This is a genomic window from Mesorhizobium sp. M8A.F.Ca.ET.207.01.1.1, assembly GCF_004794715.1.
GTDB lineage: Bacteria > Pseudomonadota > Alphaproteobacteria > Rhizobiales > Rhizobiaceae > Mesorhizobium.
Window position 1 is genome coordinate 125,795 of the sequence record NZ_SRUS01000002.1, and the last position, 24,146, is coordinate 149,940.

Here is a 24,146-nt window from a genome sequence, read left to right on the forward strand (position 1 = left end):
TCCGCCCTTCGGGCACCTTCTCCCCGTATAGTGACGGGGAGAAGGCAAGAGCGCGCTCTTACGCAAACGCGCCGTGGCAGTGCTTGTATTTCTTGCCGGAGCCGCAGGGGCAGGCTTCGTTGCGGCCGACCTTGCCCCAGGTGGCCTGGTTGTTGGGGTCGCGATCCTCGGGAGCGACGATGGCGTTGCTTTCCTGGCGCACCAGAAGAGCCGTTTCGCCGCCTTCGAAATCATTCTCGCCGGTGGTGCCGTCAATATGCGTGCCGAACATGTCGGGCGCTTCCGGCGGCGGGGCTTCGGCGGCCTGGCGGACCAGTTCGACGCGCATCAGCTGCGCGGTGACGGCCTGGCGCAGATTGCCAAGCATGGCCTGGAACAGCTCGAACGCCTCGCCCTTGTATTCCTGCAGCGGATCGCGCTGGGCATAGCCGCGGAAGCCGACGACCGAGCGCAGGTGATCGAGATTGACGATGTGCTCGCGCCACAAATGGTCGAGCGTCTGCAGCACCACGGAGCGCTCGACATAGGTCATCACCTCGGGGCCGAAACGGTCGGCGCGTTCTTGTGCCGCGGCTTCGGCGGCTTGAGAGATGCGCTCGCGGATGTCGTCCTCGGCGATGCCTTCTTCCTTCACCCAGTCCTCGATCGGCAGGTCGAGGTTGAGGAATTCGGCGACCTCGGCCTTCAGGCCCGCGATGTCCCATTGTTCGGCATAGGCGTTTTCGGGAATGGCCTTGGCTACGACCTCGTCGATGACGCCTTCGCGCATCTCGGCAATGGTTTCCGATAGGCCTTCGCCGTCCATCAGTTCGATGCGCTGCTCGAACACCACCTTGCGCTGGTCGTTGGAGACGTCGTCATATTTCAACAGGTTCTTGCGGATGTCGAAGTTGCGGGCCTCGACCTTCTTCTGCGCCTTTTCCAGCGCCTTGTTGATCCAGGGATGGATGATGGCCTCGTCTTCCTTGAGGCCGAGCTTCTGCAGCATGCCGTCCATGCGCTCGGAACCGAAGATGCGCATCAGATCGTCCTGCAGCGACAGGAAGAATTTCGAGCGGCCCGGGTCGCCCTGGCGGCCGGAACGGCCTCTGAGCTGATTGTCGATGCGGCGTGACTCATGGCGCTCGGTGGCGAGCACGTAGAGGCCGCCGGCGGCCAGCGCCCTTTCCTTCAGGCGCTCGATGTCGGCATAAATCTCCTTTTCCCGCGCCTCGCGCTCGGGACCCTCCGGCATGTCGCCCAGTTCGTCGGCGATGCGCATCTCGGCATTGCCGCCGAGCTTGATGTCGGTGCCGCGGCCGGCCATGTTAGTGGCGATGGTGATGGCGCCGGGCTTGCCAGCCTGGGCGACGATCGCCGCCTCGCGCTCGTGGTGGCGGGCGTTCAGCACTTCGAAATCCTTGAAGCCTTCCTTGCGCAGGCGCTCGGCCAACTGCTCGGACTTTTCGATCGAGGTGGTGCCGACCAACGTCGGCTGGCCCTTGGCGCTGGCTTCGCGGATCTCCCTGACGATCGCCTTGTACTTCTCCTCGACCGTCCGGTAGACCTCGTCGTCCTCGTCCTTGCGGATAACGGGCAGGTTGGTCGGGATCTCGGTGACTTCTAGGCCGTAGATGTTGCCGAATTCCTCGGCTTCGGTCAGCGCCGTGCCGGTCATGCCGGAAAGCTTCTTGTAGAGGCGGAAGTAGTTCTGGAAGGTGACGGAGGCCAGCGTCTGGTTCTCCGGCTGGATCGCCACATGTTCCTTGGCTTCGAGCGCCTGGTGCAGGCCTTCCGAATAGCGGCGGCCGGGCATCATGCGGCCGGTGAACTCGTCGATGATGACGATCTCGCCGTTGCGCACGATGTAGTCCTTGTCGCGCTGGAACAGCCGGTGCGCCTTCAGCGCGTTGTTGACGTGATGGACGATGGCGACGTTCTCGACGTCGTACAGCGACTCGCCCTTGAGCAGGTCGGCATCGCGCAGCATACTCTCGAGCTTCTCGGTGCCTTCCTCGGTGAAGATCGAGGTCTTCTGCTTCTCATCGATCTCGTAATCCTGCGGCTGCAGCTTGATGATGAAGGTGTCGATGGTGTTGTACATTTCCGAACGGTCCTCTAGCGGACCGGAAATGATCAGCGGCGTGCGCGCCTCGTCGACCAGGATGGAATCGACCTCGTCGACGATCGCGTAATTGTGACCGCGCTGCACCATCTGGGCGCGCTCGTACTTCATGTTGTCGCGCAGATAGTCGAAGCCGAGCTCGTTGTTGGTGGCGTAGGTGACGTCGGAGGCGTAGGCGACGCGACGCTCCTCGTCCGACAGGCCGTGGACGATGACGCCGACCGACAGGCCGAGGAATTTGTAGACGCGGCCCATCCATTCGGAGTCGCGGGTGGCGAGGTAGTCGTTGACGGTGACGACATGGACGCCGTTGCCGGCGAGTGCATTGAGATAGACCGGCAGCGTCGCGACCAGGGTCTTGCCCTCGCCGGTGCGCATCTCGGCAATGCCGCCATTGTGCAGCACCATGCCGCCGATCAGCTGGACGTCGAAGGGACGCATGCCAAGCACACGGCGCGCCGCCTCGCGGGCGGTCGCGAAGGCTGGGATCAGCAGATCGTCAAGGCTGGCGCCGTTGGCGATGTCCTGGCGGAATTTTTCCGTGCGGCCGGCAAGCTCGGCGTCGGAGAGCGCCCGCATCTCGTTTTCCATGGCGTTGATCGCCTCGACACGGGGGCGGGTCGATTTGACCCGACGGTCGTTGGAGGAACCGAAAACCTTACGGGCGAGACCGCCGAGACTGACCATCCAATGGTCCTTTCGATAGAATTCTCAATCTTGAGACAGGCGCCGGCCGGCCCCATCACATCCACGTGAACGCACCGCTTGAATGCGGGCAAACACAAAAAGCGCCCGGAAAACGGTTCTGGACGCCAAGTCGATGGACAGATAAGAGGGGGCTCAACTGATGTCAACGCCGCGCTGGCCCTGCCGGTCGCGCCAAATTCCGCCATAATCTGGCTGATCTGGAAGCCGCCCTCCTTACAATCCCTCACCGGAGTCATCCTTATGTCCTTGTTGTTCAGCCGTGCGTCGCTTGCCAGCCTTGGCCTGGCCCTCGGCCTGTCGGCTCTTTGCCTGTCGCCATCGATGGCGCAGGAGACCGCTCCCGCACCGGCCGCCCCGGCGGATGCGGCCGCACCGGCCGCGGCGCCGGTCGATCCGAACACCGTGATCGCCACCGTCAACGGCCAGCCCTTGACCGAAGCCGATCTGATGCTTGCCGAGGGCGAGCTGTCGCAGCAGTTCGCGCAGTTGCCGCCTGAACAGCGCCGCGCCGCCGCCCTTTCGGCGGCGATCGAAATCCGTGTCATGGCCGCCAAGGCCGTTACCGACGGTCTTGACAAGGATCCCGATTTCCAGCGCCGCATGGCCTTCCTGCAGCAGCGCGCGCTGCATGGCGAGATGGTCGAAAAGGGCGTCGTCGACAAGGTCACCGATGCCGAGGTTCGCGCCCGCTACGACCAAGAAATCGCCAACACCCCGCCGGTCAACGAGGTGCATGCCCGTCACATCCTCGTGAAGACCAAGGAAGAGGCCGAGGCGATCATCAAGCAGCTCGACGGCGGCGCCGACTTCCAGAAGCTCGCCAACGAACACACCTCGGATCCGAGCGGCAAGTCCAATGGCGGCGACCTCGGCTGGTTCGGGCCTGGCCAGATGGTGCCGGAGTTCGACAAGGCGGCCTTCGCGCTCGATGTCGGCAAGTACACCGAGCAGCCGGTGCAGTCGCAGTTTGGCTGGCACGTCATCAAGCTCGAGGACAAGCGCGCCAAGCAGCCGCCGGCCTTCGACGACGTCAAGGACCAGGCCAAGCAGGCCGTCATCCGCGACAAGTATTTCGCGCTGGTCAAATCGCTGCGCGCCGGTGCCAAGGTCGAGATCCCCGACGCCAACCTCAAGAAGGCCGTCGATACGCTGGAAAGCGCCAAGTAAGCCCGAACAGCTTCGAAAAGGGCGCGGCAGCCGGAAGGTGCCGCGCCCTTTTTGTTGGCACGTGCCAGCGGGCGCCTATCTGCCGGGCGCTGCTATGCCTTGCAGGAGATAGCGGACCACCTTGCGGATCGTCGCTTCGGGCTCGTCGAGCCGGTTGGTCAGGAGATGCCGCCACGCGTAGGAAGCCAGGAGGTCGGCGACCACGGCCGGATCGATATCGCTGGCGATTTCGCCCCTTGCCTTGGCACGTTCGATGATCTGGGTGGTGTGGGCGCGGCGTCCGCTGGCGTAACCGGCAAGAGCCTCGGCCGCGGTCTCATCCGACTGCGCCTCGGCGATCAGCGACCTGAACACGCTTCCCGACGATGTCTCGCGCCAGTGGAAGAACAGGTTCTCCAGGAAGCCGACGAGATCTTCTTCCAGTTTTCCCGTATCGGGAACGTCGACGCGTTTCTGGCGCTGGTAGACTTCCAGCAGCAGCGCCGCCTTGCTCGGCCACCAGCGATAGATGGTCGGCTTGCCGGCGCGCGCTCGCCGCGCCACCGCCTCGATCGAAAAGCCGGCATAGCCGGCCTCGACGAGCACGGCCTCGGCTGCCTCCAGAATGGCGTCCGCACTGTCGGGATTGCGCCGCGCCCCGATCGATCTGCGCGCCGTATCCGCCGCCTCGGCCATTCCTGTCGTCCTCGTTCAATTCGCCGGCATGATAAGTGATCCGGTGATGAAACGAAACGATCCGTTTTTGGATGCAGAGGCGCCGTCATCAGGCGGTGGTCGTCACATCGGCTGCGACGTCTCGGACACGATGCGCCATCCCTTATCGGTCTTGATCAATTCCAGCGTCACCCGCGCCTTGCCGGCCACGCGCGCCGCCGACTTGTCCTTTGGCGTGTAGTCGTAGCTCATGGCAAAGACGGCCTGGGCGCTGCCCTCGCCGTGCGGTGTAACCTCCAGGCTGCCGGGGTCGAGGCCAAGCGACCAGGAAGCCCATTGCGCGAACCAGTCGCTTTTCACCTTCACAAGGGTCTCGGCATCGTAAGGCGTGCCGAAGATGGTGGCGGATGCGCCATAGAGCCGCTTGACGGCCGCGCGCATGTCCTTGACGTCCGGCGACAGGTAGTCGTCGCGCAGGAACTTCTCGATCGCGCTTTTGTCGTCGCCGACCGAACGCTCGAGCGCAGCCACTTGCGTCGAGGGCGCGGGCGCGGCCGTCGGTTCCGGGGCCTTCACCGGCCGTTCGCCCGGCACGAATTCGAAACGCTCGAGCAGCGATCCCTGTTCCCAGGGTCGCTGGGCCTCGCGGGTTTGCGAAACCACGTCGCGGCGCACCGCGATCATCATGTCGTTGATGCTCTGGCCGGGTTCGGCGATATGGCGCAGCAGGGCCTGGGCGAAGGGCGAGTTGCGCTCGCTGCCGTCCATGGCGACAGCACCTGGCGCGGTCGAAAAGGCGATGAAGGAACCGCGCGTCGAATCGAACTGCGCCAGACCCGCCAGCGCCGTCGCCGAGCGGGTGGTGGCGGTGCGGCTCAGGCTGCGGGCAAACGGGTTGTTGCGGCAGGCATCGAGGAAGACCAGGCTGACCTTGGTCTGCTGTTCCATGATGTCGAGGACTTCGTCGATCGGCACGGCTTCGAGCTGCAGCTTCACCGGCATGTCGAGCCTGGCGTCGACCGGCACGATGTAATTGCGGCCGTCGACCTGAAGGCCGTGGCCGGCATAGTAGAAAAGCCCGACGCCGGCACCTTCGAGCGCGTCGGAGAACTCGCCGATGCTGCGTTCAAGCTCGCGCTTGCCGAGGTCGTTGCCTTCGATGACCTCGAAGCCGATGGAACGCAGCTTGTCGGCGGTGTCGAGCGCGTCGTTGACCGGATTGGCCAGCGTGCCGGCCTCGGCATAGGTACCGTTGCCGATGACGAGCGCGACGCGCCGCCCCGGCTCGGCGTCGGCGCGCAGCAGCAGAAGTCCGAGAAATGCCCAAGCGAGGATCGCAAGCCTGCCCATGGGGAAGATCATAGCGCCACGGACCCCGGCGATGCCAACGGATTTGAAATGCAAGCTTAATCCTGACCGGGTTTGTCCCTGGCCGGAGCGACGAAACGCGCTTGCGCCCGCGCGCCGTATCGGGCAAACCGGCCTTCCCCTTGCGATTTTCCCGCCCGAGGTCTCCATGTCCACGACGATTTCGCCGCTCGCGCCGAAGAAATACCCCAAAATGCCGGAAATCGAAGGGGTGCGCATCGCCACCGCCGAAGCGGGGATAAAGTACAAGAACCGCACCGATCTGCTGGCCATGGTGTTCGACGCCGGTACCGCGGTCGCCGGCGTGTTCACCAAGTCGAAATGCCCCTCGGCGCCGGTCGATTTCTGCCGCCAGAACCTTGGCGCCGGCCAGGCGCGGGTGCTGGTCGTCAATTCCGGCAACGCCAACGCCTTCACCGGCAAGAAGGGCCGCGAGTCCACCGCGATGACGGGCGAAGCGGCGGCGAAGGCCGCGGGCTGCACGCCAGGTGAGGTTTTCCTGGCTTCGACCGGCGTCATCGGCGAGCCGCTCGACACATCCAAGTTCAGCCATCTGCTCGCCGGGCTGGTCAGCGATGGCAAGCCGAACCTGTGGACCGAGGCTGCAAGGGCCATCATGACCACGGACACCTATCCGAAAGTGGCGACGCAGACGGTGAAGCTCGGCGACGCAGATGTCACCATCAACGGCATTTCCAAGGGTGCCGGCATGATCGCGCCAGACATGGCGACGATGCTCTCCTTCATCGCCACCGACGCGCCGATCGCGGCACCGGTCCTGCAGGACCTTTTGTCGCGCGGCACTGCCAAGACATTTAACGCGGTGACCGTCGACAGCGACACCTCGACCAGCGACACGCTGTTGTTGTTCGCCACCGGCAAGGCGGCAAAGCGCGGCGCGCCTGAAATCACCGATCCCAGGGATGCCCGCCTTGGTCAGTTCCGCCGGGCGCTCGGCAAGGTGCTGAAGTCGCTGGCGCTGCAAGTGGTGCGTGACGGCGAGGGCGCGCGCAAGCAGGTCGAAGTCACCGTCACCGGGGCCAAGTCGGCCCGCTCGGCCAAGCGCATCGCGCTGTCGATCGCCAATTCGCCGCTGGTCAAGACAGCGGTCGCCGGCGAGGACGCCAATTGGGGCCGCGTCGTCATGGCCGTCGGCAAGGCCGGCGAGCCCGCCGACCGCGACCGGCTGTCGATCTGGTTCGGCGACAACCGGCTGGCGCATGAGGGCGAGCGCGACCCGGCCTACTCGGAGGAAGCGACCTCGGCCTACATGAAGCGCGATGACATCCGCATCCGCGCCGATATCGGCATCGGCCGCGGCAAGGCGACGGTGTGGACCTGCGATCTCACCAAGGAATATGTCGCCATCAACGGCGACTACAGGAGCTGATCGCGTTGGTTTCGCGTCATCCGGCAAGCATGCTCGCGACCGTGCGCCGCTACGAGGCGGCCGGCTTTCGCGCCTGGCCCGCGGCCGCCGTCCATTATGACGGCACGTGGGTGGTGCGCCTGACCGCGGGACATCCGGCCAAGCGGCTGAACTCGGTCAATCCACTCGATCCCGGCGACATCCAGCACATCGCCGACCGCATTGGCCGCGCCAGCCGCCGCTTCGACGCCTATGGCCGGCCATTGACGTTCCGCATGTCGCCACTGTCGGGCCCCGATCTTGCCGGCCATCTCGACAGGGAAGGCTGGAGCCGGTTCGACGAATCGCTCGTCATGCGGCTGCAGTTGGCGGACGCGCGGCTCGACGACGCCATGGACCAGATTCCGCTCAAGGACATCAGCCGCTTCATCGGCGCATTGCTCAAGGTCAGCGGCTCGGACATATCGCTGCGGCCGGGCCTGTCGGAGATCATCGGCGCTATCCAGCCCGAAGCCGGGCTGTTCGCGCTCGAGGATGGGGCGGAGCCGCTGGCGACGTTGATCTGCGTGCATGACGGCGATCTTGCCGGCCTGTTCGAGGTCGCCACCGACAAGGCGGCGCGCAACAAGGGGCACGGCCGCAACCTGATCCTGTCGGCGTTGAAATGGGCGCGGCTGCGCGGCGCGCGGGAGGCCTGGCTGCAGGTCGAGGCCGGCAACGCGCCGGCGCTGGCGCTCTACCGCGCGCTCGGCTTCGAGGAAGTCTACCGCTACCACTACCGCCGGCCGCCCGGCCATGAATGATCTGACATCCAGCGGCAAGCGCCTGCTCCTGGTCGCCGCTTGCGCGCTGGTCGATGCCGATGGCCGCGTGCTGCTGGCGCAGCGGCCTGAAGGCAAGCAGCTTGCCGGCCTGTGGGAGTTTCCCGGCGGCAAGGTCGAGCCTGGCGAGACGCCGGAACAATGCCTCATCCGTGAACTGCATGAGGAGATCGGCATCGAAACCGAGATCCCATGCCTGGCGCCACTGACCTTTGCGAGCCATTCCTATGACGATTTCCATCTCTTGATGCCGCTGTTTGTCTGCCGCCGCTTCCGCGGCATCGCCCAGCCGAGGGAAGGGCAGGCGCTGAAATGGGTGCGGCCGAAACAGATGCGCGACTATCCGATGCCGCCGGCCGATGCGCCGTTGATCCCGTTCCTGATCGATCTCCTCTGACGATCGAAGGCTGATTGGACCACGGTCCATCAGCCAGCGTTAATGGAAGATTTATCTCATCATGAAAAATTGATGCATGGCCGTTTTTCGGGTGGCCGCCACAATTTCGCTGGGGAGCGAGGAATGAGCCTGGACAGGGAGTGGGATTCGATCCGGCCCGAGCGCGGTTTTCGTGCCGCCGATGCCGGCATGGGCGTGCTGCGGGTCGCGCTGCTGTTCGGATCGGCCGCGGTGGCGTTGGCACTGATCGCGACCCCGTTCCTCGACAGCCAGACGCGTTCGCAGACGACTCGCGATGGTTTTCCCGGCCTCGACATGACGGCTACCGGTTCGATCAGCCACCGCAGCACCTATACAGTGCGCCGCAGCGTGCTGCAGGCCGACCCCGGCGCGGTCTGCATTATCCGCTCCGATGGCAAAAGCAGTGGCGACTGCTGACAAGGTTAAGACATTGCCGAATGGCGGCGATTTCATCCCCTGTTAAGCCTTTGCCGTTAACCTTTCTTAACAGATCGGCCGTAAGATCGTGGCAAGGGGGAAATGAGGTGATGAAAACAGTGCTGCTGCGCTTTCTGAAGGACGAAAACGGCGCCACGGCCGTCGAATACGGCCTGATTGTCTGCGTACTGTCGCTGACGATCATCGGCGGTATCGGCCAGGTCTTCAACTCGATCACCTGGCTGTTCAGCGACAACGGCAGCAGGCTTGCGAACGCTTTCGCGCACTAGAGCCTGCGAACAGGTCAATGCCCTTCAGGCCCCTCCAGTATAGTCTTTAGCGAAACCTTGGCCGAACCGGGCTTCAGCGGCTTTTGCTGCGACGCGTCGGGCGCCCAGCCGGACATCCAGACAATCGAAAAGCTTGCCCTGACGCGACCGTCGGGGTCGGAGAAGCGTTCGGCGTAGATTTCCGCGGCGCGGGCAAACAGTCTGCGCGAGCCCGGCCGCCGGCTGCGGTCGGCAAGCGCGCTGGTTTCGCCCATGGAACGCAGGTCGGCCATAAGCGCAAACAGATTGGCATAGCGCACCGTCACCGTCTCGACGTCGGCGACCGGCAACGCGAAACCGGCGCGCTGCAGCAGTGCGCCAGCATCGCGCACATCGGTGAACGGGATGACGCGCGGGCTGGCGCCACCGTAGATATCGGTCTCCGCGGCAAGCAGGCTTTCGCGCAGTTCCGACAGGGTGCCGGCGCCCGCGAAGGCGCCGAGGAAAAGTCCGTCCGGCCGCAGGGCGCGGCGGATCTGGATCAGCATGCCCGGGATGTCGTTCATGGTTTGCAGCGACAAAAGCGACACCACCAGATCGAGACCCTGCGGCTCGAACGGCACGGTCTCGAGCGGTGCAATCACGCCGGCGGCACCATTCAGGAAAGCCGCGTCCGTCTCGACACGGGCGATATCGGCTACCTTGCCGCTCTGCGCAAGGACATCGGCCGCGGCCGAGGTCTGGCAAAACAGCACCGCCGCCTTGGCGAACCTGCGCTCGACGGCACCCAGCCGGTCGGCAAGATCCTCGGCGGCGCGATGCATGAGGAAGTCGGCACCGTCAACCGGATGGATGAGCGCGCGCCGCTTGTGCGCCAGCCACAGAGAGGTATCCATTATAGGCTGCAAGGGATGGTCCTTGTATGTCCGCGCCCTGATATGGTTCGTATGGTGGGCGACGAGAAACCAACCACGTGGCCGATCCGATGCCCAAGATCAAGTCCGACGAGATCAGGAAGCTGGCCGGGTCGGCAGCCTGGTCGGCTCTGGGCTGGCCGGCGCGCATCCTGTTTCCGCCGGTCTGCGCCGGTTGCCGCCGGCAAGTCTCGCAGCCCGGTGTGCTGTGCGGCGCCTGCTGGCCGAAGCTGCGGCTGTTGGAGCGGCCCTGGTGCCCGGTGATGGGCACGCCGTTCACCCATCACATGGGGGATGGTTTTCTGTCGGCGGAGGCGATCGCCGATCCGCCGCCCTTCGAACGGGCGCGGGCAGCGGTCGCCTATTCCGGCGTGGCCCGCCAGATGGTGCAAGGGCTGAAATACCAGGACCGCACCGATCTCGCTCCCTGGATGGCGCGCTGGATGGTTCGCGTGGGCGCCGACCTTATCGCCGACGCGGATGTGGTGGTGCCTGTGCCGCTGCATTGGCGCCGTTTTTTCAGGCGGCGGTTCAACCAGTCGGCGGAACTGGCGCGCTCGGTTTGCGAGCTCAGCGGGCTGTCTTTCGCGCCTTCCGCCATGCGTCGTGTCAAACTCACCCGCCAGCAGGTCGGGCTGGAGCGGCAGGAGCGCGAGGAGAACGTGCGCGCCGCCTTTCGCGTGCCCGCCGAGGCGGAGATTGAGATTGCAGGCCGCAGGGTGCTTCTGATCGATGATGTCTACACCACCGGCGCCACCGTGCGTGCCGCCACCAAGGCGCTGAAAAAGGGAGGCGCTGCCGCCGTCGACGTGCTGACCTTTGCCCGCGTGTTGCCTGGGGACTTCCGGGCGGACGAGTCCACGACTATATAAGTCGGCAACGGAAACGGAATTCGTCATGGTCGATGTCACGATCTATACGCGCATGATGTGCGGCTACTGCACGGCGGCCAAGCGGCTGCTGGAGCGCAAGGGTGTCGCCTATACCGAGCACGACGCCTCGTTTTCGCCGGAGCTGCGCCAGGAAATGATGTCGCGCGCCCACGGGCGCACCACCTTTCCGCAGATTTTCATCGGCGACACGCATGTCGGCGGTTGCGACGACCTCCATGATCTGGAGGCGGAGGGTCGACTGGACAAACTGCTCGCCAACGGCTCGTCGATTTGAGGTGTGACAATGGGTGTTTTCAAGGCAGCGGCAATCCAGATGCGTTCAGGCGAGAGCCCCGAGCGCAATGCGGTCGATCTCGAACGATTGGTGCGTGAGGCCGCGGCCCAAGGCGCAACCTACATCCAGACGCCGGAAATGACCGGAGCGCTGATCCGCGACAGGCAAGCGCGCGCCGCTTCCTTCACCTCCGAAGACAAGGACATCATCGTCGCGACCGCGCGCAGGCTGGCGCGCGAACTCGGCGTGTTCCTGCATATCGGCTCGACCGCTATCCTGCGCGCCGACGGCAAGCTCGCCAACCGCGCGCTCCTGTTCGGCCCCGATGGCGTGACGCTCGCCAGCTACGACAAGATCCACATGTTCGACGTCGATCTCGACAATGGCGAGAGCTGGCGTGAATCGGCCGCCTACGAGCCTGGCACGGAGGCCGTCGTCACCGGGGTCGGCGGCGCGAAGCTCGGCTTCGCCGTCTGCTACGACCTGCGCTTTCCGCAACTGTTCCGCGCCGAGGCGATGGCCGGCGCCGACCTGCTTTCCGTGCCTGCCGCCTTCACCCGCCAGACCGGCGAGGCGCATTGGCACGTGTTGCTCAGGGCACGCGCCATCGAGAACGGCGCCTTCGTCGTTGCCGCCGCGCAAGGTGGCCTGCACGAGGATGGCCGCGAGACCTATGGGCATTCTCTGATCGTCGATCCCTGGGGCCGCATCATCGCGGAAGCCGCGCATGACGAGCCTGGGGTGATCGTCGCCGAGATCGACCCGGCGCAATCGCTTGCGGCGCGCAAGAAGATCCCCAATTTGAAGAATGCGCGGGATTTCACAATCAATGCCGGCGAGGTTGACGCGCCACGTCTCAGGGGTGCCGCCTCTTGATCCGCTTTTCCCTGATCTGCGAAAACGAGCACGAGTTCGAGGGCTGGTTTCGCAGCAATGACGATTTCGACACCCAGAAGAAGCGCGGCTTCGTCGATTGCCCCAGCTGCGGTTCGCACAAGGTCGAGAAAGCGCTGATGGCGCCCGCCGTGTCCACGGCCCGCAAGCAGGAAACCATAGCGCTTGCCATGGGCGAGGCGCAGAAGCAGGCGCTGGCGCAACTGAAGGCGATGGCCGAGAAAGTGCGCGAGAACGCCGACTATGTCGGCGACAAGTTCGCCGAGGAAGCGCGAAAGATCCACTTCGGCGAAACCGATGCGCGCGGCATCTATGGCGAGGCGACGCTGGAAGAGGCCAAGGGCCTTGCCGAGGACGGCGTCGATTTCATGCCGATTCCAGTGTTTCCGGACGACCGGAACTGAGCACTTAGCTCACGCTGCTGATCAGTTTTTCCAGCAGACGCGAAAGTGTTTCTCTTTCGGTCAGCGTCAGGCCGGACAGGATCTGATGCTCGTTCGCCACATGGGCGGTGACAGCCTCGTCGATCAGCGCAAGGCCCTTGTCGCTCAGCCGCACGATGATGCCGCGCCGGTCGTTGGGGTGTGGCGCGCGCTGGATCAGGCCGGATGTTTCGAGCCGATCCAGTCTGTTGGTCATGGCCCCGGAGGTCACCATCGTCGCCTCGTAAAGCGCCGTCGGCGTCAGCGCGTAAGGCGAGCCTGAGCGGCGCAGCGTCGCCAGCACATCGAACTCTCCCGCCTGCAATCCGAAACGGGCAAAGAGCGGCGCAAGGCGGTCGCGGGCGATCAGCGAGGAGACCTCATTCAAGCGCCCGATCACGGCCATCGGTGATACGTCTAGGTCCGGCCGCTCCCACTTCCACTGCTCGATGGCTTTCCCTGCACGGTCCATCTATCTCACCGTAATGTATCTTGACGTTAAGAATCTTTCCATTATCTTATCCCAAGATGCAATGCCGGCCAAGGGCCGTGCGGACAGGGATCGATCATGAAACTTCTCTGGGATTCGGCGCTCGGCCTGCTGATCGTCACCGGGGGGCTGCTTGGCCTGACGCTGCCTTTCGGCAAGCTCGCCACGGCGGCCGGCGTGCCGGCCATGGTCTGGGCCTTCGTCATCTCGCTCGGCGCCGGCGGCGTGCTTCTCGTCGTATTGCTGCTGCGCGGCCAGCGCATCCGGCTCACGGCGCACAAGCTTCGCTATTTCTTCGTCACCGCCGCAGTGTCTTATGCCGTGCCAAACCTTTTGATGTTCTCGGCCATACCGCATCTGGGCGCCGGCTACACCGGCATCATGTTCACGCTGTCGCCCGTCGTCACGCTGGTGTTGTCGATCCTGCTCGGCGTGCGGCGGCCCAACATGCTGGGCATATCAGGCATCGCCGTCGGTTTCGTCGGCGCGGTCATGGTGGCGGTGACGCGTGGCGAGGCCGGCCAGCCGGCCGATGTCTTCTGGGTCATCATGGGCCTGCTCATTCCCGTCAGCCTTGCCGCCGGCAACATCTATCGCACCATCGACTGGCCGGAAGGAACCGGTCCTATCGAACTCGCGGTCGGCAGCCATCTGGCGTCCGCGGCGATGCTGCTCGTCGGCATCCTGACCTTGCTTGGAGGCAAGGCCTTCGCCCAGCTCGGCACCGTGCCGCTCATCCTCGTGGCACAGATGGCCTCGGCATCGGCGATGTTTGCTTTCTTCTTCCGGCTGCAGGCGGTGGGCGGTCCGGTCTATCTCAGCCAGATCGGCTATGTCGCTGCGGCCGTCGGGCTGTTTGCCGGTACGATCTTCCTTGGCGAGCACTATCAACTGCTGACCTGGGTCGGCGCGGTCATCATCACCGCCGGCGTGTTCATCACCACCAAGGCGCAGAGCCAGACCGCTACGAGGGCGCAGAGCCAGGCCGCCTAAGTTTCTTTAGCCCCGCCGCCGGCTCCGGCAGTGGGTATCGGCGGCGGCTGAGGCTGAGGATTTGGCTGATCAGACCGATCCCTTTTCCGCCAGCACCATGTAGTTGACGTCCATGTCCTTCGACCGCGCCCAGCGGTCGGCAAGCGGATTGTAGGTGACGCCGGTGCGGTCGATGATGGTCAGGCCGGCGCCGTCCAGCGCCTTTTCCAGCTCCTCCGGGCGCACCAGCTTGCCGAACTGATGAGTGCCGCGCGGCAGCCAGCGCAACACATACTCGGCGCCGATGATGGCGAGGCCGAGCGCCTTCAGCGTGCGGTTGATGGTGGCCACGAACATGATGCCGCCGGGCTTGACCATCTCGCCGCATTTGGCGACGAACAGGTCGATGTCGGCGACATGTTCGACCACTTCCATGTTGAGGACGACATCGAATTTTTCGCCGGCCTCGGCGAGATCTTCCGCCGTCGTGGCGCGATAGTCGATGCTCACATTGCCCTCGGCGGCATGCAGTTTCGCCACTTCGATGTTCGTTTCGGAGGCGTCCGCTCCGATCACCTCGGCGCCGAGCCGCGCCATCGGCTCGCACAAAAGGCCACCGCCGCAGCCAATGTCGAGGATACGCAGGCCTTCGAACGGCCGCGCCGCGCGCGGGTCGCGACCGAAGCGCGCCGCGATCTGGTCGCGGATATAGGAAAGCCGGACCGGATTGAATTTGTGCAGCGGACGAAACTTGCCGTTCGGGTTCCACCATTCGGCGGCAAGGGCGGAAAAGCGTTCCACTTCTCCGGCATCGATCGTCGATCGTCGGGGCTCAGGCATAGGTTGGTCTCCTCGGACGCTACGAAGTCGGGCGTGAGGCATCGAATGTCAAGGCAACAATTTTCAATGCTGACAAAGTGACTGGCCGACGAAAGGCCAGCCTATTTCGAGTCCAGCACGTCGCGCAGCTTGGCCGCCAGCTGCTCGATGGTGAACGGCTTGGCCAGGAAGTGCACGTCATGGTCGAGCACGCCGTTGTGGACCACGGCGTTCCTGGTGAAGCCGGTGGTGAAGACGACTTTCAATCCGGGCTGGCGCGCGAGCGCTTCTTCGGCGAGCTTGCGACCATTCATCACCGGCATGACGATGTCGGTGAAAAGCAGGGCGATGCCGGGTGTCGCGGCGAGCTTCTCAAGGGCCTCCGGTCCACCTGCCGCATGGATGACGGTGTAGCCGAGTTCGCGCATGACGTCGGTCGTGGCAGCCCGCACGCGGGCGTCGTCCTCGACGACGAGGATCGTCTCGGTGACTTTGGCGGCGCTCTTGCCGCGCCCGGTGGGCGATGCCGGCTCCTCTGGTCCGAAAAACCGGGGCAGATAGATCTTGATCGTCGTGCCTTCGCCGGGCTCGGAGTAGATCTTGACGTGACCGCCCGACTGTTTGACGAAGCCGAACACCTGGCTCAGCCCAAGTCCCGTGCCCTTGTTGGCCGGCTTCGTCGTGAAGAAGGGCTCGAAGGCCTTGGCGATGACCTCGGGCGACATGCCCGCACCGGTGTCGGTTACCGCGATCATCACATATTGGCCAGGCGCGAGCTCGGCATGCGTCGATGCATAAGCCTCGTCGAGGTGGCTGTTGACGGTCTCGATGGTCAGCTTGCCGTCATTATCCATGGCATCGCGGGCATTGACGGCCAGATTGAGGATCGCGTTCTCGAGCTGGTTGGGATCGGCGTGGATTTTCCACAGGCCACCCGCCAGCACGGTTTCGATGCGGATGCCTTCACCCAGGGCCCGGCGCAGAAGATCGGACATGCCGGTCAACAGCCGGTTGGTGGCGACAACCTGCGGCGCCAAAGGCTGCAGGCGGGAGAAGGCAAGCAAGCGGGAGGTCAGATTGGCGGCACGGCTGGCCGCGTCCGTCGCGGCCTCGACAAGCTTTTCAATGTCATGTTCGCCCCGTTTCAGCTTGCGCTGGGCAAGGTTCATCGCGCTGAGGATGACCGCCAGCATGTTGTTGAAGTCGTGAGCGATCCCACCGGTCAACTGCCCGACGGCTTCCATCTTCTGCATCTGGCGCATCTGGGATTCGGCATTTTCCCGCGTCTGGATCTCGTTGCCGAGCTCGATGTTCTTGCGCATCAGCTCTTCCTGGACGACGAGCACATCGCGGAAGCGGCGGCGGGATTGACGGATGGTGCAGACGCCAAGCAGGAAAATCGCCAGCAACGCAGCCAGCGAGCCGATGCGCAACCAGGCCTCGACCCGGTCGGTTTGCTCGTCTCGCGCGGCCACGGCGGCGGCGCCAATACGCCGGATCGTGTCCATGCTGGCCCGGATTTCGTCCATGGCCGCCTTGCCCTGGCCGCTGCGGACCAGTTGCAGGGCCTTTGCCGCATCGCCTCGATCATAGAGGGCGATCGTCTGGGACAACTCAGCCTGCTCTTGCGAAAGCGCTTCCTTGATGTGGCTGATCTGCTGGACGATCTGGTCGTCGGGAGTGGCCGCGCTCTCGATCCGCGCCAATTGTCCCGGAATTGCCTCGACGGCCTTCCGATAAGGCTCCAGATAGGATTTTTCACCGGTCAACAGGTAGCCGCGCTGACTACCCTCGGCGTCTTGCGCCAGTGAAAGCAGCCCGGAAAGCTGCTCCTGGTATTCGATTGTTTCGCGCGCGGCGGCACGATTGGCCCTTTGGCTCTCGACGAGCACGGCTCGGGCGCCGACGATCAGCGCCAGCGCGGCGAAGCCGGCGACAATCGGGAGCGGTTGCAATCGCATGGCGCGCCGAAGACGAGCAATCATCAGTTATGCCGAACCAAAGGAATTCCCCGCAAGCAGCATTTGGTAAGCGGCGCCGGCCTGGAAGGCAATATTCCGTGTTGCTGCGGTCAGCCTTGCGAAACCTTCCTCATTTGGCTAAGGAGGCCGCGCATCCAGCAGCCGGCGCCAGCCGGGCGCTTTTCTTCCGTTTTCGGCTCCGGGCCGGCTCCAGTCAAAGGCATTTCGCTTCCATGGCGCGTATCGTGATGAAATTCGGCGGAACCTCCGTCGCCGACATCGCCCGCATCCGCAACGTGGCGCGTCACGTCAAACGCGAAGTCGATGCCGGCCACGAGGTGGCGGTGGTGGTTTCGGCGATGGCCGGCAAGACCAATGAACTGGTCGGCTGGACGCGCGAGGCCTCGCCAATGCACGACGCACGCGAATATGACGCGGTCGTCGCTTCCGGCGAACAGGTCACGGCCGGCCTGCTTGCCATCACCTTGCAGAACATGGGCGTGCACGCGCGTTCCTGGCAGGGCTGGCAGATCCCGATCAAGACCGACAACGCGCATGGCGCGGCGCGCATCCTCGACATCGACGGCGCCTTCCTGGTCAAGCGCTTCGGCGAGGGGCAGGTGGCGGTCGTCGCCGGCTTCCAGGGCATCGGACCGGACAACCGCATCGCAACGCTTGGCCGCGGCGGCTCCGACACCAGCGCCGTGGCGATCGCCGCCGCGGTCAAGGCTGACCGCTGCGACATCTACACCGACGTCGACGGGGTCTACACCACCGACCCGCGCATCGAGCCGAAGGCGCGCCGGCTGGCCAAGATCTCCTTCGAGGAAATGCTTGAAATGGCCTCGCTCGGCGCCAAGGTTCTACAGGTGCGTTCGGTCGAGCTTGCCATGGTGCACAGGGTGCGTACCTTCGTGCGGTCGTCCTTCGACGATCCCGATGCGCCCGGAATGGGGGATTTGCTCAATCCTCCGGGAACGCTCATTTGCGACGAGGAAGAGATCGTGGAACAGCAGGTCGTCACCGGAATTGCCTACGCCAAGGACGAGGCGCAGATTTCGCTGCGCCGTGTCGGCGACCGGCCAGGCGTCGCCGCCGGCATCTTCGGCCCGCTGGCCGAGGCCAACATCAATGTCGACATGATCGTCCAGAACATCTCCGAGGACGGCAAGCTGACCGACATGACCTTCACCGTGCCGTCGGGCGATGTCGACAAGGCGCTGGCCGTGCTCGACCGGCTGAAGGCCGAGATCGGCTACGATGTCGTGCAGTCGGAAGCCGGCATGTCGAAGGTTTCGGTCATCGGCATCGGCATGAGGAGCCATGCGGGTGTTGCCGCCACCGCCTTCAAGGCGCTGGCCGACAAGGCGATCAACATCCGCGCCATCACCACCTCCGAGATCAAGATTTCGATACTGATCGACGGTCCTTATACCGAACTGGCGGTTCGCACTTTGCATTCCGTCTACGGTCTGGATAAGCAGTAGCAAGACTGAATCAGTTGTTGCGCGCATGCCGGCCGCGGCGGAAACTGCGGCGGCAAGTGTTTCATTGGAGAAGAAGCCGCGATGCGTGACCAGGCCAGCGGCCCGCGCGTTTTGCTGAAACGGCTCCGCGAGCTCATGCAGGAGCCGCTGGAGCCGCAGGAGCGGCTTGACCGCATCGTGCGCGACATCGCCTCCAACATGGTCGCCGAAGTGTGCTCGCTCTATGTGCTGCGCGCCGATTCGGTGCTCGAACTCTACGCCACCGAAGGCCTGAACCCGAACGCTGTCCACCTGGCGCAACTGCGGCTGGGACAAGGCCTGGTTGGTACGATCGCGGCGAGTGCCAGGCCACTCAACCTGTCCAACGCACAGGAACATCCGGCCTTCGCCTACCTGCCGGAGACCGGGGAGGAGATCTACAATTCCTTCCTCGGCGTCCCGGTGCTTAGGGCAGGGCGTACGCTCGGCGTCCTGGTTGTCCAGAACAAGACCATGCGCCACTACCGCGACGACGAGGTCGAGGCGCTGGAAACCACCGCCATGGTCATCGCCGAGATGATCGCCACCGGCGATCTGGCGCGGCTGACCCGGCCGGGCCTCGAACTCGACCTGCGCCGGCCCGTCAGCTTCACCGGCCTGTCCTTCAACGACGGCGTCGGGCTTGGCCATGTCGTGCTGCACGAGCCGCGCATCGTCGTCACCAATCTGTTCAACGAGGACAGCGAGGAAGAGGTCCGCCGGCTCGAAGCCTCGCTCGGTTCGCTCAGGCTCTCGATCGACGACATGCTGGAGCGCCGCGATGTCGCCTTCGAGGGCGAGCATCGCCAGGTGCTGGAAGCCTATCGCATGTTCGCCAATGACCGCGGTTGGGTACGCCGGCTGGAAGAGGCGATCCGCAACGGCCTGACAGCGGAAGCGGCGGTGGAAAAGGTGCAGAGCGACATGCGTGCCCGCATGCTGCACATGACCGATCCCTACCTGCGCGAGCGGATGAGCGATTTCGACGATCTCGCCAACCGGCTGCTGCGCCAGCTGATGGGGCGTGGACCGGAAGATGTCGCGGCCTCGCTGCCGAAGGACGCCATCATCGTCGCCCGCTCGATGGGCGCTGCCGAACTGCTCGACTATCCGCGTGACAAGCTGCGTGGCCTGGTGCTCGAGGATGGCGCGGCGACCAGCCACGTCGTCATCGTCGCGCGCGCCATGGGTATTCCGGTCGCCGGCCAGATGAAGGGCGCCGTTTCCATGGCGGAAAACGGCGACCCCATCATCGTCGACGGCGAGGAAGGCGCGATCCATCTGCGGCCGCAGTCCGATCTCGAAGCCGCCTATGCCGAAAAGGTGCGGTTCCGGGCGCGTCGGCAGGAAGTCTACCGTGAACTGCGCAAGAAGCCGTCGACGACCAGGGACGGTGTCCAGGTCGATCTCTTGATGAATGCCGGGCTTGCCGTCGATCTGCCGCAGCTCGCCGAGGCGGGCGCCGCCGGCATCGGCCTGTTCCGCACCGAACTGCAGTTCATGGTCGCCTCGACCTTTCCGCGCGCCGAGGCCCAGGAGAAACTATACCGCGACGTGTTAGAGGCGGCGCGTGGCAAGCCTGTCACCTTCCGCACCATCGATATTGGTGGCGACAAGGTGCTGCCCTATTTCAAGGGCGCGATCCAGGAGGAGAACCCCGCGCTCGGCTGGCGGGCCATCCGGCTGACGCTTGACCGGCCCGGCTTGCTGCGCACCCAGATCCGCGCCTTGCTCAAGGCCAGTGGCGGGCGTGAACTCAAGTTGATGCTGCCGATGGTGACCGAGCTTGGCGAAATCGCCCAGGCGCGCGAAATCATCGACCGCGAGGTGCGGCATCTCTCACGCTTCGCCCACCACCTGCCGACCAGTCTCAAGCTGGGCGCCATGCTGGAAGTGCCGTCGCTTCTGTTCCAGCTCGACGAACTAATGAAGGCGGTCGACTTCGTCTCGGTCGGGTCGAACGACCTGTTCCAGTTCGTCATGGCGGTCGACCGCGGCAATACGCAACTGGCCAATCGCTTCGACACGCTCTCGGCGCCATTCCTGCGCGTGCTCAAGCAGATCGCCGACGCCGGCGCACGCAATCATACGCCCGTCACCCTGTGCGGTGAACTCGCCGGCAAGCCGATCTCGGCGATGGCGCTGATCGGCCTCGGTTTCCGCTCGATCTCGATGTCGCCAGCCTCGATCGGCCCGGTCAAGGCGATGCTGACGGAGCTGCCGCTGGAGGAGCTGAAGGCTTTCTTCGACGACAATCTGATGGCGCCGGCGCAAGGGCTGCCGATGCGGGCGTTGCTGCAGGCCTTCGCCGACGACCGCTCGATCCCGTTGTAGCACCCGCATCATGGTCAATTTGCCCCGCGATCGTATGGATCAAGTCGTTAAGCGTTTCGAGATGCTCGAAGCGCAGATGTCGGCCGGACCGGCGCCGGATGCCTATGTGAAGATGGCATCGGAATATGCCGAGTTGCAGGACATGGTGGCCAAGGTCAGGGAATTGCGCTCGGCCGAGCATGAGCAGGCCGACCTCGAAGCGATGCTCGCCGACAAGGGCACAGACGCCGAGATGCGGGCGCTCGCCGAAGCCGATCTGCCTGGAGTGGAAGATCGCATCGAGGCGCTGCAGAAGGACATCCAGATCCTGCTTCTGCCCAGGGATGCCGCCGACGACAAGAACGCCATCCTCGAAATCCGCGCCGGCACCGGTGGCGATGAGGCGGCGCTCTTCGCCGGCGACCTGTTTCGCATGTATGAGCGCTACGCCGCCGAACGCGGCTGGCGGTTCGAAACGGTATCGGCGAGCGACGGCGATGCCGGCGGCTTCAAGGAAATCATCGCCACGATCTCGGGCAAGGGTGTGTTCGCCCATCTGAAATTCGAGTCCGGGGTGCATCGCGTCCAGCGTGTGCCTGCAACCGAGGCCAGCGGGCGCATCCACACGTCCGCCGCCACCGTCGCCGTGCTGCCGGAAGCGGAAGAGGTCGACATCGACATCAGGGCCGAGGACATCCGCATCGACACGATGCGTGCCTCGGGCTCCGGCGGCCAGCACGTCAACACCACCGATTCGGCGGTCCGCATCACCCATCTGCCGACCGGTATCATGGTGGTGCAGGCGGAGAAGTCGCAGCACCAGAATCGGGCCAAGGCCATGCAGATCCTGCGGGCCCGGCTCTATGACATGGAGCGCAGCAAGGCGGATGAGGAGCGTTCCGAATCGCGCAAGTCGCAGGTCGGCTCCGGTGACCGCTCGGAGCGCATCCGCACCTACAATTTTCCGCAAGGCCGCGTCACCGACCACCGCATCAACCTGACGCTCTACAAGCTCGACCGGGTGATGATGGGTGAACTCGACGAAATCGTCGAGGCGCTGATCGCCGATCACCAATCGAAGCTGCTGGCCGATATCGGCCTCGATGGCTGAGCATTCGCCCGAGGCGCTGGGGCCGCTGCTGCGGAAAGCGCGGGCCAGGCTTGCCGCGGCCGGTGTCGATGATCCCGCGCTCGATGCGCGGCTGATCGTCGAGCACTATTCCGGCACGACGCGTACGCAGGCCATCGCCGACCCCGAACGCATGATCGAAGCAAACGCCATCGCCGCGATCGATGACGCTCTGAGACGGCGAGCCGGTGGCGAGCCGGTGCATCGCATCCTGGGCTATCGCGAATTCTACGGTTTGCGCCTGATGCTGTCACCGGAGACGCTGGAACCGCGGCCGGACACCGAAACACTGGTCGAGGCGGTGCTGCCCTTCGTCAAGGCGGTGGCCGCACGGGAGGGGGTATGCCGCATCCTCGACCTCGGCACCGGCACGGGCGCCATCGCCTTGGCGCTGCTGAGCGTCGTGCCGGCGGCGACCGCCACCGGAGTCGACATTTCCGCCGGCGCGCTGGCAATGGCGGCCTGCAATGCCGTGCAGTTCGGGCTCGGCGGCCGGTTCACGACGGTTCAGTCGGACTGGTTCGAAAAAGTTTCCGGCCGATACCATGTAATTGCCGCAAACCCTCCCTATATACCTTCGCAAGACATTGGAAATCTGCAGGACGAAGTCCGCGATTTCGACCCGCGCCTGGCCTTGGATGGCGGCGTGGATGGGTTGAACCCCTACAGGATCATCGCCGCCGAGGCGGCAAGGTTTCTGGAAGCCGAAGGCAGGATTGCGGTCGAGATCGGCCACACGCAAAGCAACGACGTCAACGATATATTTGGCGCGGAGGGTTACGCGGGCGGCGAGCTGTTTAGCGATCTCGGCGGAAACGACAGGGTTCTTGTTTTTCAACGCGCAACACCTTGACGCAGTGCGAAAAAACCGCTTGGCAATGCCGGGGAATGCAGCTAGGGTCGCCTTACCGGATGAGACGAAGCAGGCAGTGCTCTTAGCGATTCGGTTTCCTTGGAAATAGCTGCCTTCTTGCGCAAACGACGCCCAAGCTTCGTGCGGGAATCGTCCGGCAAGTGATGTAACCGGAACAGGATGGCACGTGGCGCCAACGCAATCGATGCGGGCGAACGCCGGTGAAGAAACGAAACGGCTGGCCGCATGAGCGCCTCCGTTCGTGAAGAGTTTTTCGAAATTTCACTATGAAGAGAGTCTAATGAGGCCACAACAGCAGAACAGGCGCATGCGCGGTCGCAACAACAATGGCGGCGGCGGTGGCAATAACAATAACAATAACAACAACCGCAAGGGACCAAATCCCCTGACGCGCAACTACGAGAGCAACGGCCCGGACGTGAAGATCCGTGGCTCGGCTCAGCAGATCGCCGAAAAATACGCCACCTTGGCCCGCGATGCGCAAAGTTCCGGCGACCGGGTCATGGCGGAGAACTATCTCCAGCACGCCGAGCACTACAATCGCATCATTGCCGCCGCGCAGGCACAGATGCCGATCCAGAACGTCCAGCAGAACCGCGACGAGTTCGACGAGGACGGCGACGAGGATCGCGACGAGTTCGACAATGCTGGCAACAGCGGGGCCGGCAACAGTGGGGCGTCCAATAGCACCGGCAATGCTGGTTCCGATCCACAGATTCCCGTGGTCAACCACGGCGCTGGCCCGCAGCCGGTGATCGAGGGCATGCCGGCCGAGGTTGCGCTAAACCGGGACGGTCGCGACAATCGTGACAATAGCGGGCGCGACAATGGCGGGCGTGACAATGGCGGGCGCAACAACAGCGGCCGCGACAACAACAATGGCGGGCGCCATCGCGATCGTCGCCCTAACGGCGGCTACGGCCAGAACGGCCAGCGCGACTATGCTTCGGCCGAACAAGGCGGCCAGCAGCAGCGCAACGAGGCCTCGGGACAGACTGAAGTGCAGGCAGAGCCCGCTTCGCCGTCCGAGACCGTGGCGGCAGCCGAGCCGGCTCCACGGTTCGAGAATTTCTCACCGGCAGGTCTGGCCGCTCAAGCCGAACTCAACGAGGCGGCCGAGAGCGGTGCTGCTCGCCGCCCACGGCGTCCGCGCCGTCCGCGCACCAATCCCGACCAGGTCGAGGGTGGCGGCGACAATGCGGATGCGGGCGAGACGGCCGCGGCTCCGGTCGACGGCGGCAGCGCCGAACCCGTGATCACCGACATCGACAACTGATCGAACGGCACCGCAAGACATTGAACGGCGGGGAGAAATCCCCGCCGTTTTCGTTTGGGCTGACGTGGAATATTATCGATTGACAGACATCAATGCGTCTTGAGACAGCATGCCC

General features: G+C 64.4%; 23 protein-coding genes. 16 read left to right on the forward strand and 7 right to left on the reverse strand.

Annotation, left to right across the window (positions count from 1 at the left end; translation table 11 throughout):
- Positions 1-58: 58 nt before the first annotated feature.
- Positions 59-2,791 carry a preprotein translocase subunit SecA gene (gene secA, locus EN850_RS05485; RefSeq protein ID WP_136090795.1) on the reverse strand — a complete coding sequence of 911 codons (2,733 nt, stop codon included), beginning with the start codon at positions 2,789-2,791 and terminating at the stop codon, positions 59-61.
- A 261-nt stretch (positions 2,792-3,052) separates the two neighbouring features.
- Between secA and EN850_RS05490 the strand changes: the two genes are divergently transcribed.
- Complete coding sequence (locus EN850_RS05490) at positions 3,053-3,979, forward strand: peptidylprolyl isomerase (RefSeq protein WP_135920226.1); 927 nt, start codon at positions 3,053-3,055, stop codon at positions 3,977-3,979.
- A gap of 75 nt (positions 3,980-4,054) precedes the next feature.
- Here the strand turns inward: EN850_RS05490 and EN850_RS05495 are convergent, their stop codons facing one another.
- Both EN850_RS05495 and EN850_RS05500 read right to left on the reverse strand, forming a co-directional pair.
- Positions 4,055-4,654, reverse strand: a complete 600-nt coding sequence (locus EN850_RS05495) for a TetR/AcrR family transcriptional regulator (RefSeq protein ID WP_135883459.1) — start codon at positions 4,652-4,654, stop codon at positions 4,055-4,057.
- Between the two features lie 102 nt (positions 4,655-4,756).
- Complete coding sequence (locus tag EN850_RS05500) at positions 4,757-6,037, reverse strand: caspase domain-containing protein (RefSeq protein ID WP_246689149.1); 1,281 nt, start codon at positions 6,035-6,037, stop codon at positions 4,757-4,759.
- A 112-nt stretch (positions 6,038-6,149) separates the two neighbouring features.
- Here EN850_RS05500 and argJ point away from each other — a divergent pair, with 112 nt between their 5' ends.
- From argJ to EN850_RS05525, 5 genes are all read left to right on the forward strand, one after another.
- Positions 6,150-7,391 (forward strand): bifunctional glutamate N-acetyltransferase/amino-acid acetyltransferase ArgJ, encoded by a 1,242-nt coding sequence (argJ, locus tag EN850_RS05505; RefSeq protein WP_127872283.1) that lies wholly within the window; start codon positions 6,150-6,152, stop codon positions 7,389-7,391.
- 29 nt (positions 7,392-7,420) lie between these two features.
- A complete protein-coding gene (locus EN850_RS05510; RefSeq protein ID WP_135883543.1) occupies positions 7,421-8,173 on the forward strand; it encodes a GNAT family N-acetyltransferase in 753 nt (250 codons plus the stop codon).
- Positions 8,166-8,588: a (deoxy)nucleoside triphosphate pyrophosphohydrolase gene (locus EN850_RS05515; RefSeq protein ID WP_127280915.1), complete on the forward strand. Its 423-nt coding sequence runs from the start codon at positions 8,166-8,168 to the stop codon at positions 8,586-8,588. Before EN850_RS05510 ends, EN850_RS05515 begins: the two co-directional genes overlap by 8 nt.
- A gap of 123 nt (positions 8,589-8,711) precedes the next feature.
- Positions 8,712-9,026 carry a hypothetical protein gene (locus EN850_RS05520; RefSeq protein ID WP_136090796.1) on the forward strand — a complete coding sequence of 105 codons (315 nt, stop codon included), beginning with the start codon at positions 8,712-8,714 and terminating at the stop codon, positions 9,024-9,026.
- Between the two features lie 110 nt (positions 9,027-9,136).
- Positions 9,137-9,316, forward strand: a complete 180-nt coding sequence (locus EN850_RS05525; RefSeq protein ID WP_127280913.1) for a Flp family type IVb pilin — start codon at positions 9,137-9,139, stop codon at positions 9,314-9,316.
- A gap of 14 nt (positions 9,317-9,330) precedes the next feature.
- Here EN850_RS05525 and EN850_RS05530 read toward each other — a convergent pair whose 3' ends face one another.
- A complete protein-coding gene (locus EN850_RS05530; RefSeq protein ID WP_136090797.1) occupies positions 9,331-10,203 on the reverse strand; it encodes a methyltransferase domain-containing protein in 873 nt (290 codons plus the stop codon).
- Positions 10,204-10,268: 65 nt separating this feature from the next.
- Here EN850_RS05530 and EN850_RS05535 point away from each other — a divergent pair, with 65 nt between their 5' ends.
- Genes EN850_RS05535 through EN850_RS05550 form a run of 4 tightly spaced genes read left to right on the forward strand, consistent with a single transcriptional unit; the run spans position 10,269 to position 12,674 of the window.
- Entirely contained in the window at positions 10,269-11,081 is an 813-nt protein-coding gene (locus EN850_RS05535) for a ComF family protein (RefSeq protein ID WP_136090798.1), read from the forward strand.
- A gap of 25 nt (positions 11,082-11,106) precedes the next feature.
- Positions 11,107-11,376 carry a glutaredoxin 3 gene (gene grxC, locus EN850_RS05540; RefSeq protein ID WP_127280365.1) on the forward strand — a complete coding sequence of 90 codons (270 nt, stop codon included), beginning with the start codon at positions 11,107-11,109 and terminating at the stop codon, positions 11,374-11,376.
- 9 nt (positions 11,377-11,385) lie between these two features.
- Entirely contained in the window at positions 11,386-12,252 is an 867-nt protein-coding gene (locus EN850_RS05545) for a carbon-nitrogen hydrolase family protein (protein WP_136090799.1), read from the forward strand.
- Positions 12,249-12,674: a DUF1178 family protein gene (locus EN850_RS05550; RefSeq protein ID WP_127280367.1), complete on the forward strand. Its 426-nt coding sequence runs from the start codon at positions 12,249-12,251 to the stop codon at positions 12,672-12,674. The genes EN850_RS05545 and EN850_RS05550 overlap by 4 nt, the downstream gene beginning before the upstream one ends.
- Before the next feature lie 4 nt (positions 12,675-12,678).
- Here EN850_RS05550 and EN850_RS05555 read toward each other — a convergent pair whose 3' ends face one another.
- A complete protein-coding gene (locus EN850_RS05555; RefSeq protein WP_136090800.1) occupies positions 12,679-13,164 on the reverse strand; it encodes a MarR family transcriptional regulator in 486 nt (161 codons plus the stop codon).
- 96 nt (positions 13,165-13,260) lie between these two features.
- Here EN850_RS05555 and EN850_RS05560 point away from each other — a divergent pair, with 96 nt between their 5' ends.
- Positions 13,261-14,175, forward strand: coding sequence for a DMT family transporter (locus tag EN850_RS05560; protein WP_136090801.1), 915 nt, complete (start codon positions 13,261-13,263; stop codon positions 14,173-14,175).
- A gap of 69 nt (positions 14,176-14,244) precedes the next feature.
- Here EN850_RS05560 and ubiG read toward each other — a convergent pair whose 3' ends face one another.
- Both ubiG and EN850_RS05570 read right to left on the reverse strand, forming a co-directional pair.
- Positions 14,245-14,994: a bifunctional 2-polyprenyl-6-hydroxyphenol methylase/3-demethylubiquinol 3-O-methyltransferase UbiG gene (ubiG, locus tag EN850_RS05565; protein ID WP_127278446.1), complete on the reverse strand. Its 750-nt coding sequence runs from the start codon at positions 14,992-14,994 to the stop codon at positions 14,245-14,247.
- 101 nt (positions 14,995-15,095) lie between these two features.
- Complete coding sequence (locus EN850_RS05570; RefSeq protein WP_136090993.1) at positions 15,096-16,934, reverse strand: CHASE3 domain-containing protein; 1,839 nt, start codon at positions 16,932-16,934, stop codon at positions 15,096-15,098.
- 233 nt (positions 16,935-17,167) lie between these two features.
- On the opposite strand from EN850_RS05570, the gene EN850_RS05575 reads away from it, so the two are divergent.
- The 5 genes from EN850_RS05575 to EN850_RS05595 all read left to right on the forward strand — a co-directional run bounded on the left by EN850_RS05575 (position 17,168) and on the right by EN850_RS05595 (position 24,031).
- A complete protein-coding gene (locus EN850_RS05575; RefSeq protein WP_127278445.1) occupies positions 17,168-18,421 on the forward strand; it encodes an aspartate kinase in 1,254 nt (417 codons plus the stop codon).
- Positions 18,422-18,502: 81 nt separating this feature from the next.
- Positions 18,503-20,773, forward strand: coding sequence for a phosphoenolpyruvate--protein phosphotransferase (gene ptsP / locus EN850_RS05580; RefSeq protein WP_127278444.1), 2,271 nt, complete (start codon positions 18,503-18,505; stop codon positions 20,771-20,773).
- 10 nt (positions 20,774-20,783) lie between these two features.
- Positions 20,784-21,863, forward strand: a complete 1,080-nt coding sequence (gene prfA / locus EN850_RS05585) for a peptide chain release factor 1 (RefSeq protein WP_135914934.1) — start codon at positions 20,784-20,786, stop codon at positions 21,861-21,863.
- Entirely contained in the window at positions 21,856-22,734 is an 879-nt protein-coding gene (gene prmC / locus EN850_RS05590) for a peptide chain release factor N(5)-glutamine methyltransferase (protein WP_136090802.1), read from the forward strand. Before prfA ends, prmC begins: the two co-directional genes overlap by 8 nt.
- 301 nt (positions 22,735-23,035) lie before the next feature.
- A complete protein-coding gene (locus EN850_RS05595; protein WP_136090803.1) occupies positions 23,036-24,031 on the forward strand; it encodes a DUF4167 domain-containing protein in 996 nt (331 codons plus the stop codon).
- Positions 24,032-24,146 lie beyond the last annotated feature (115 nt).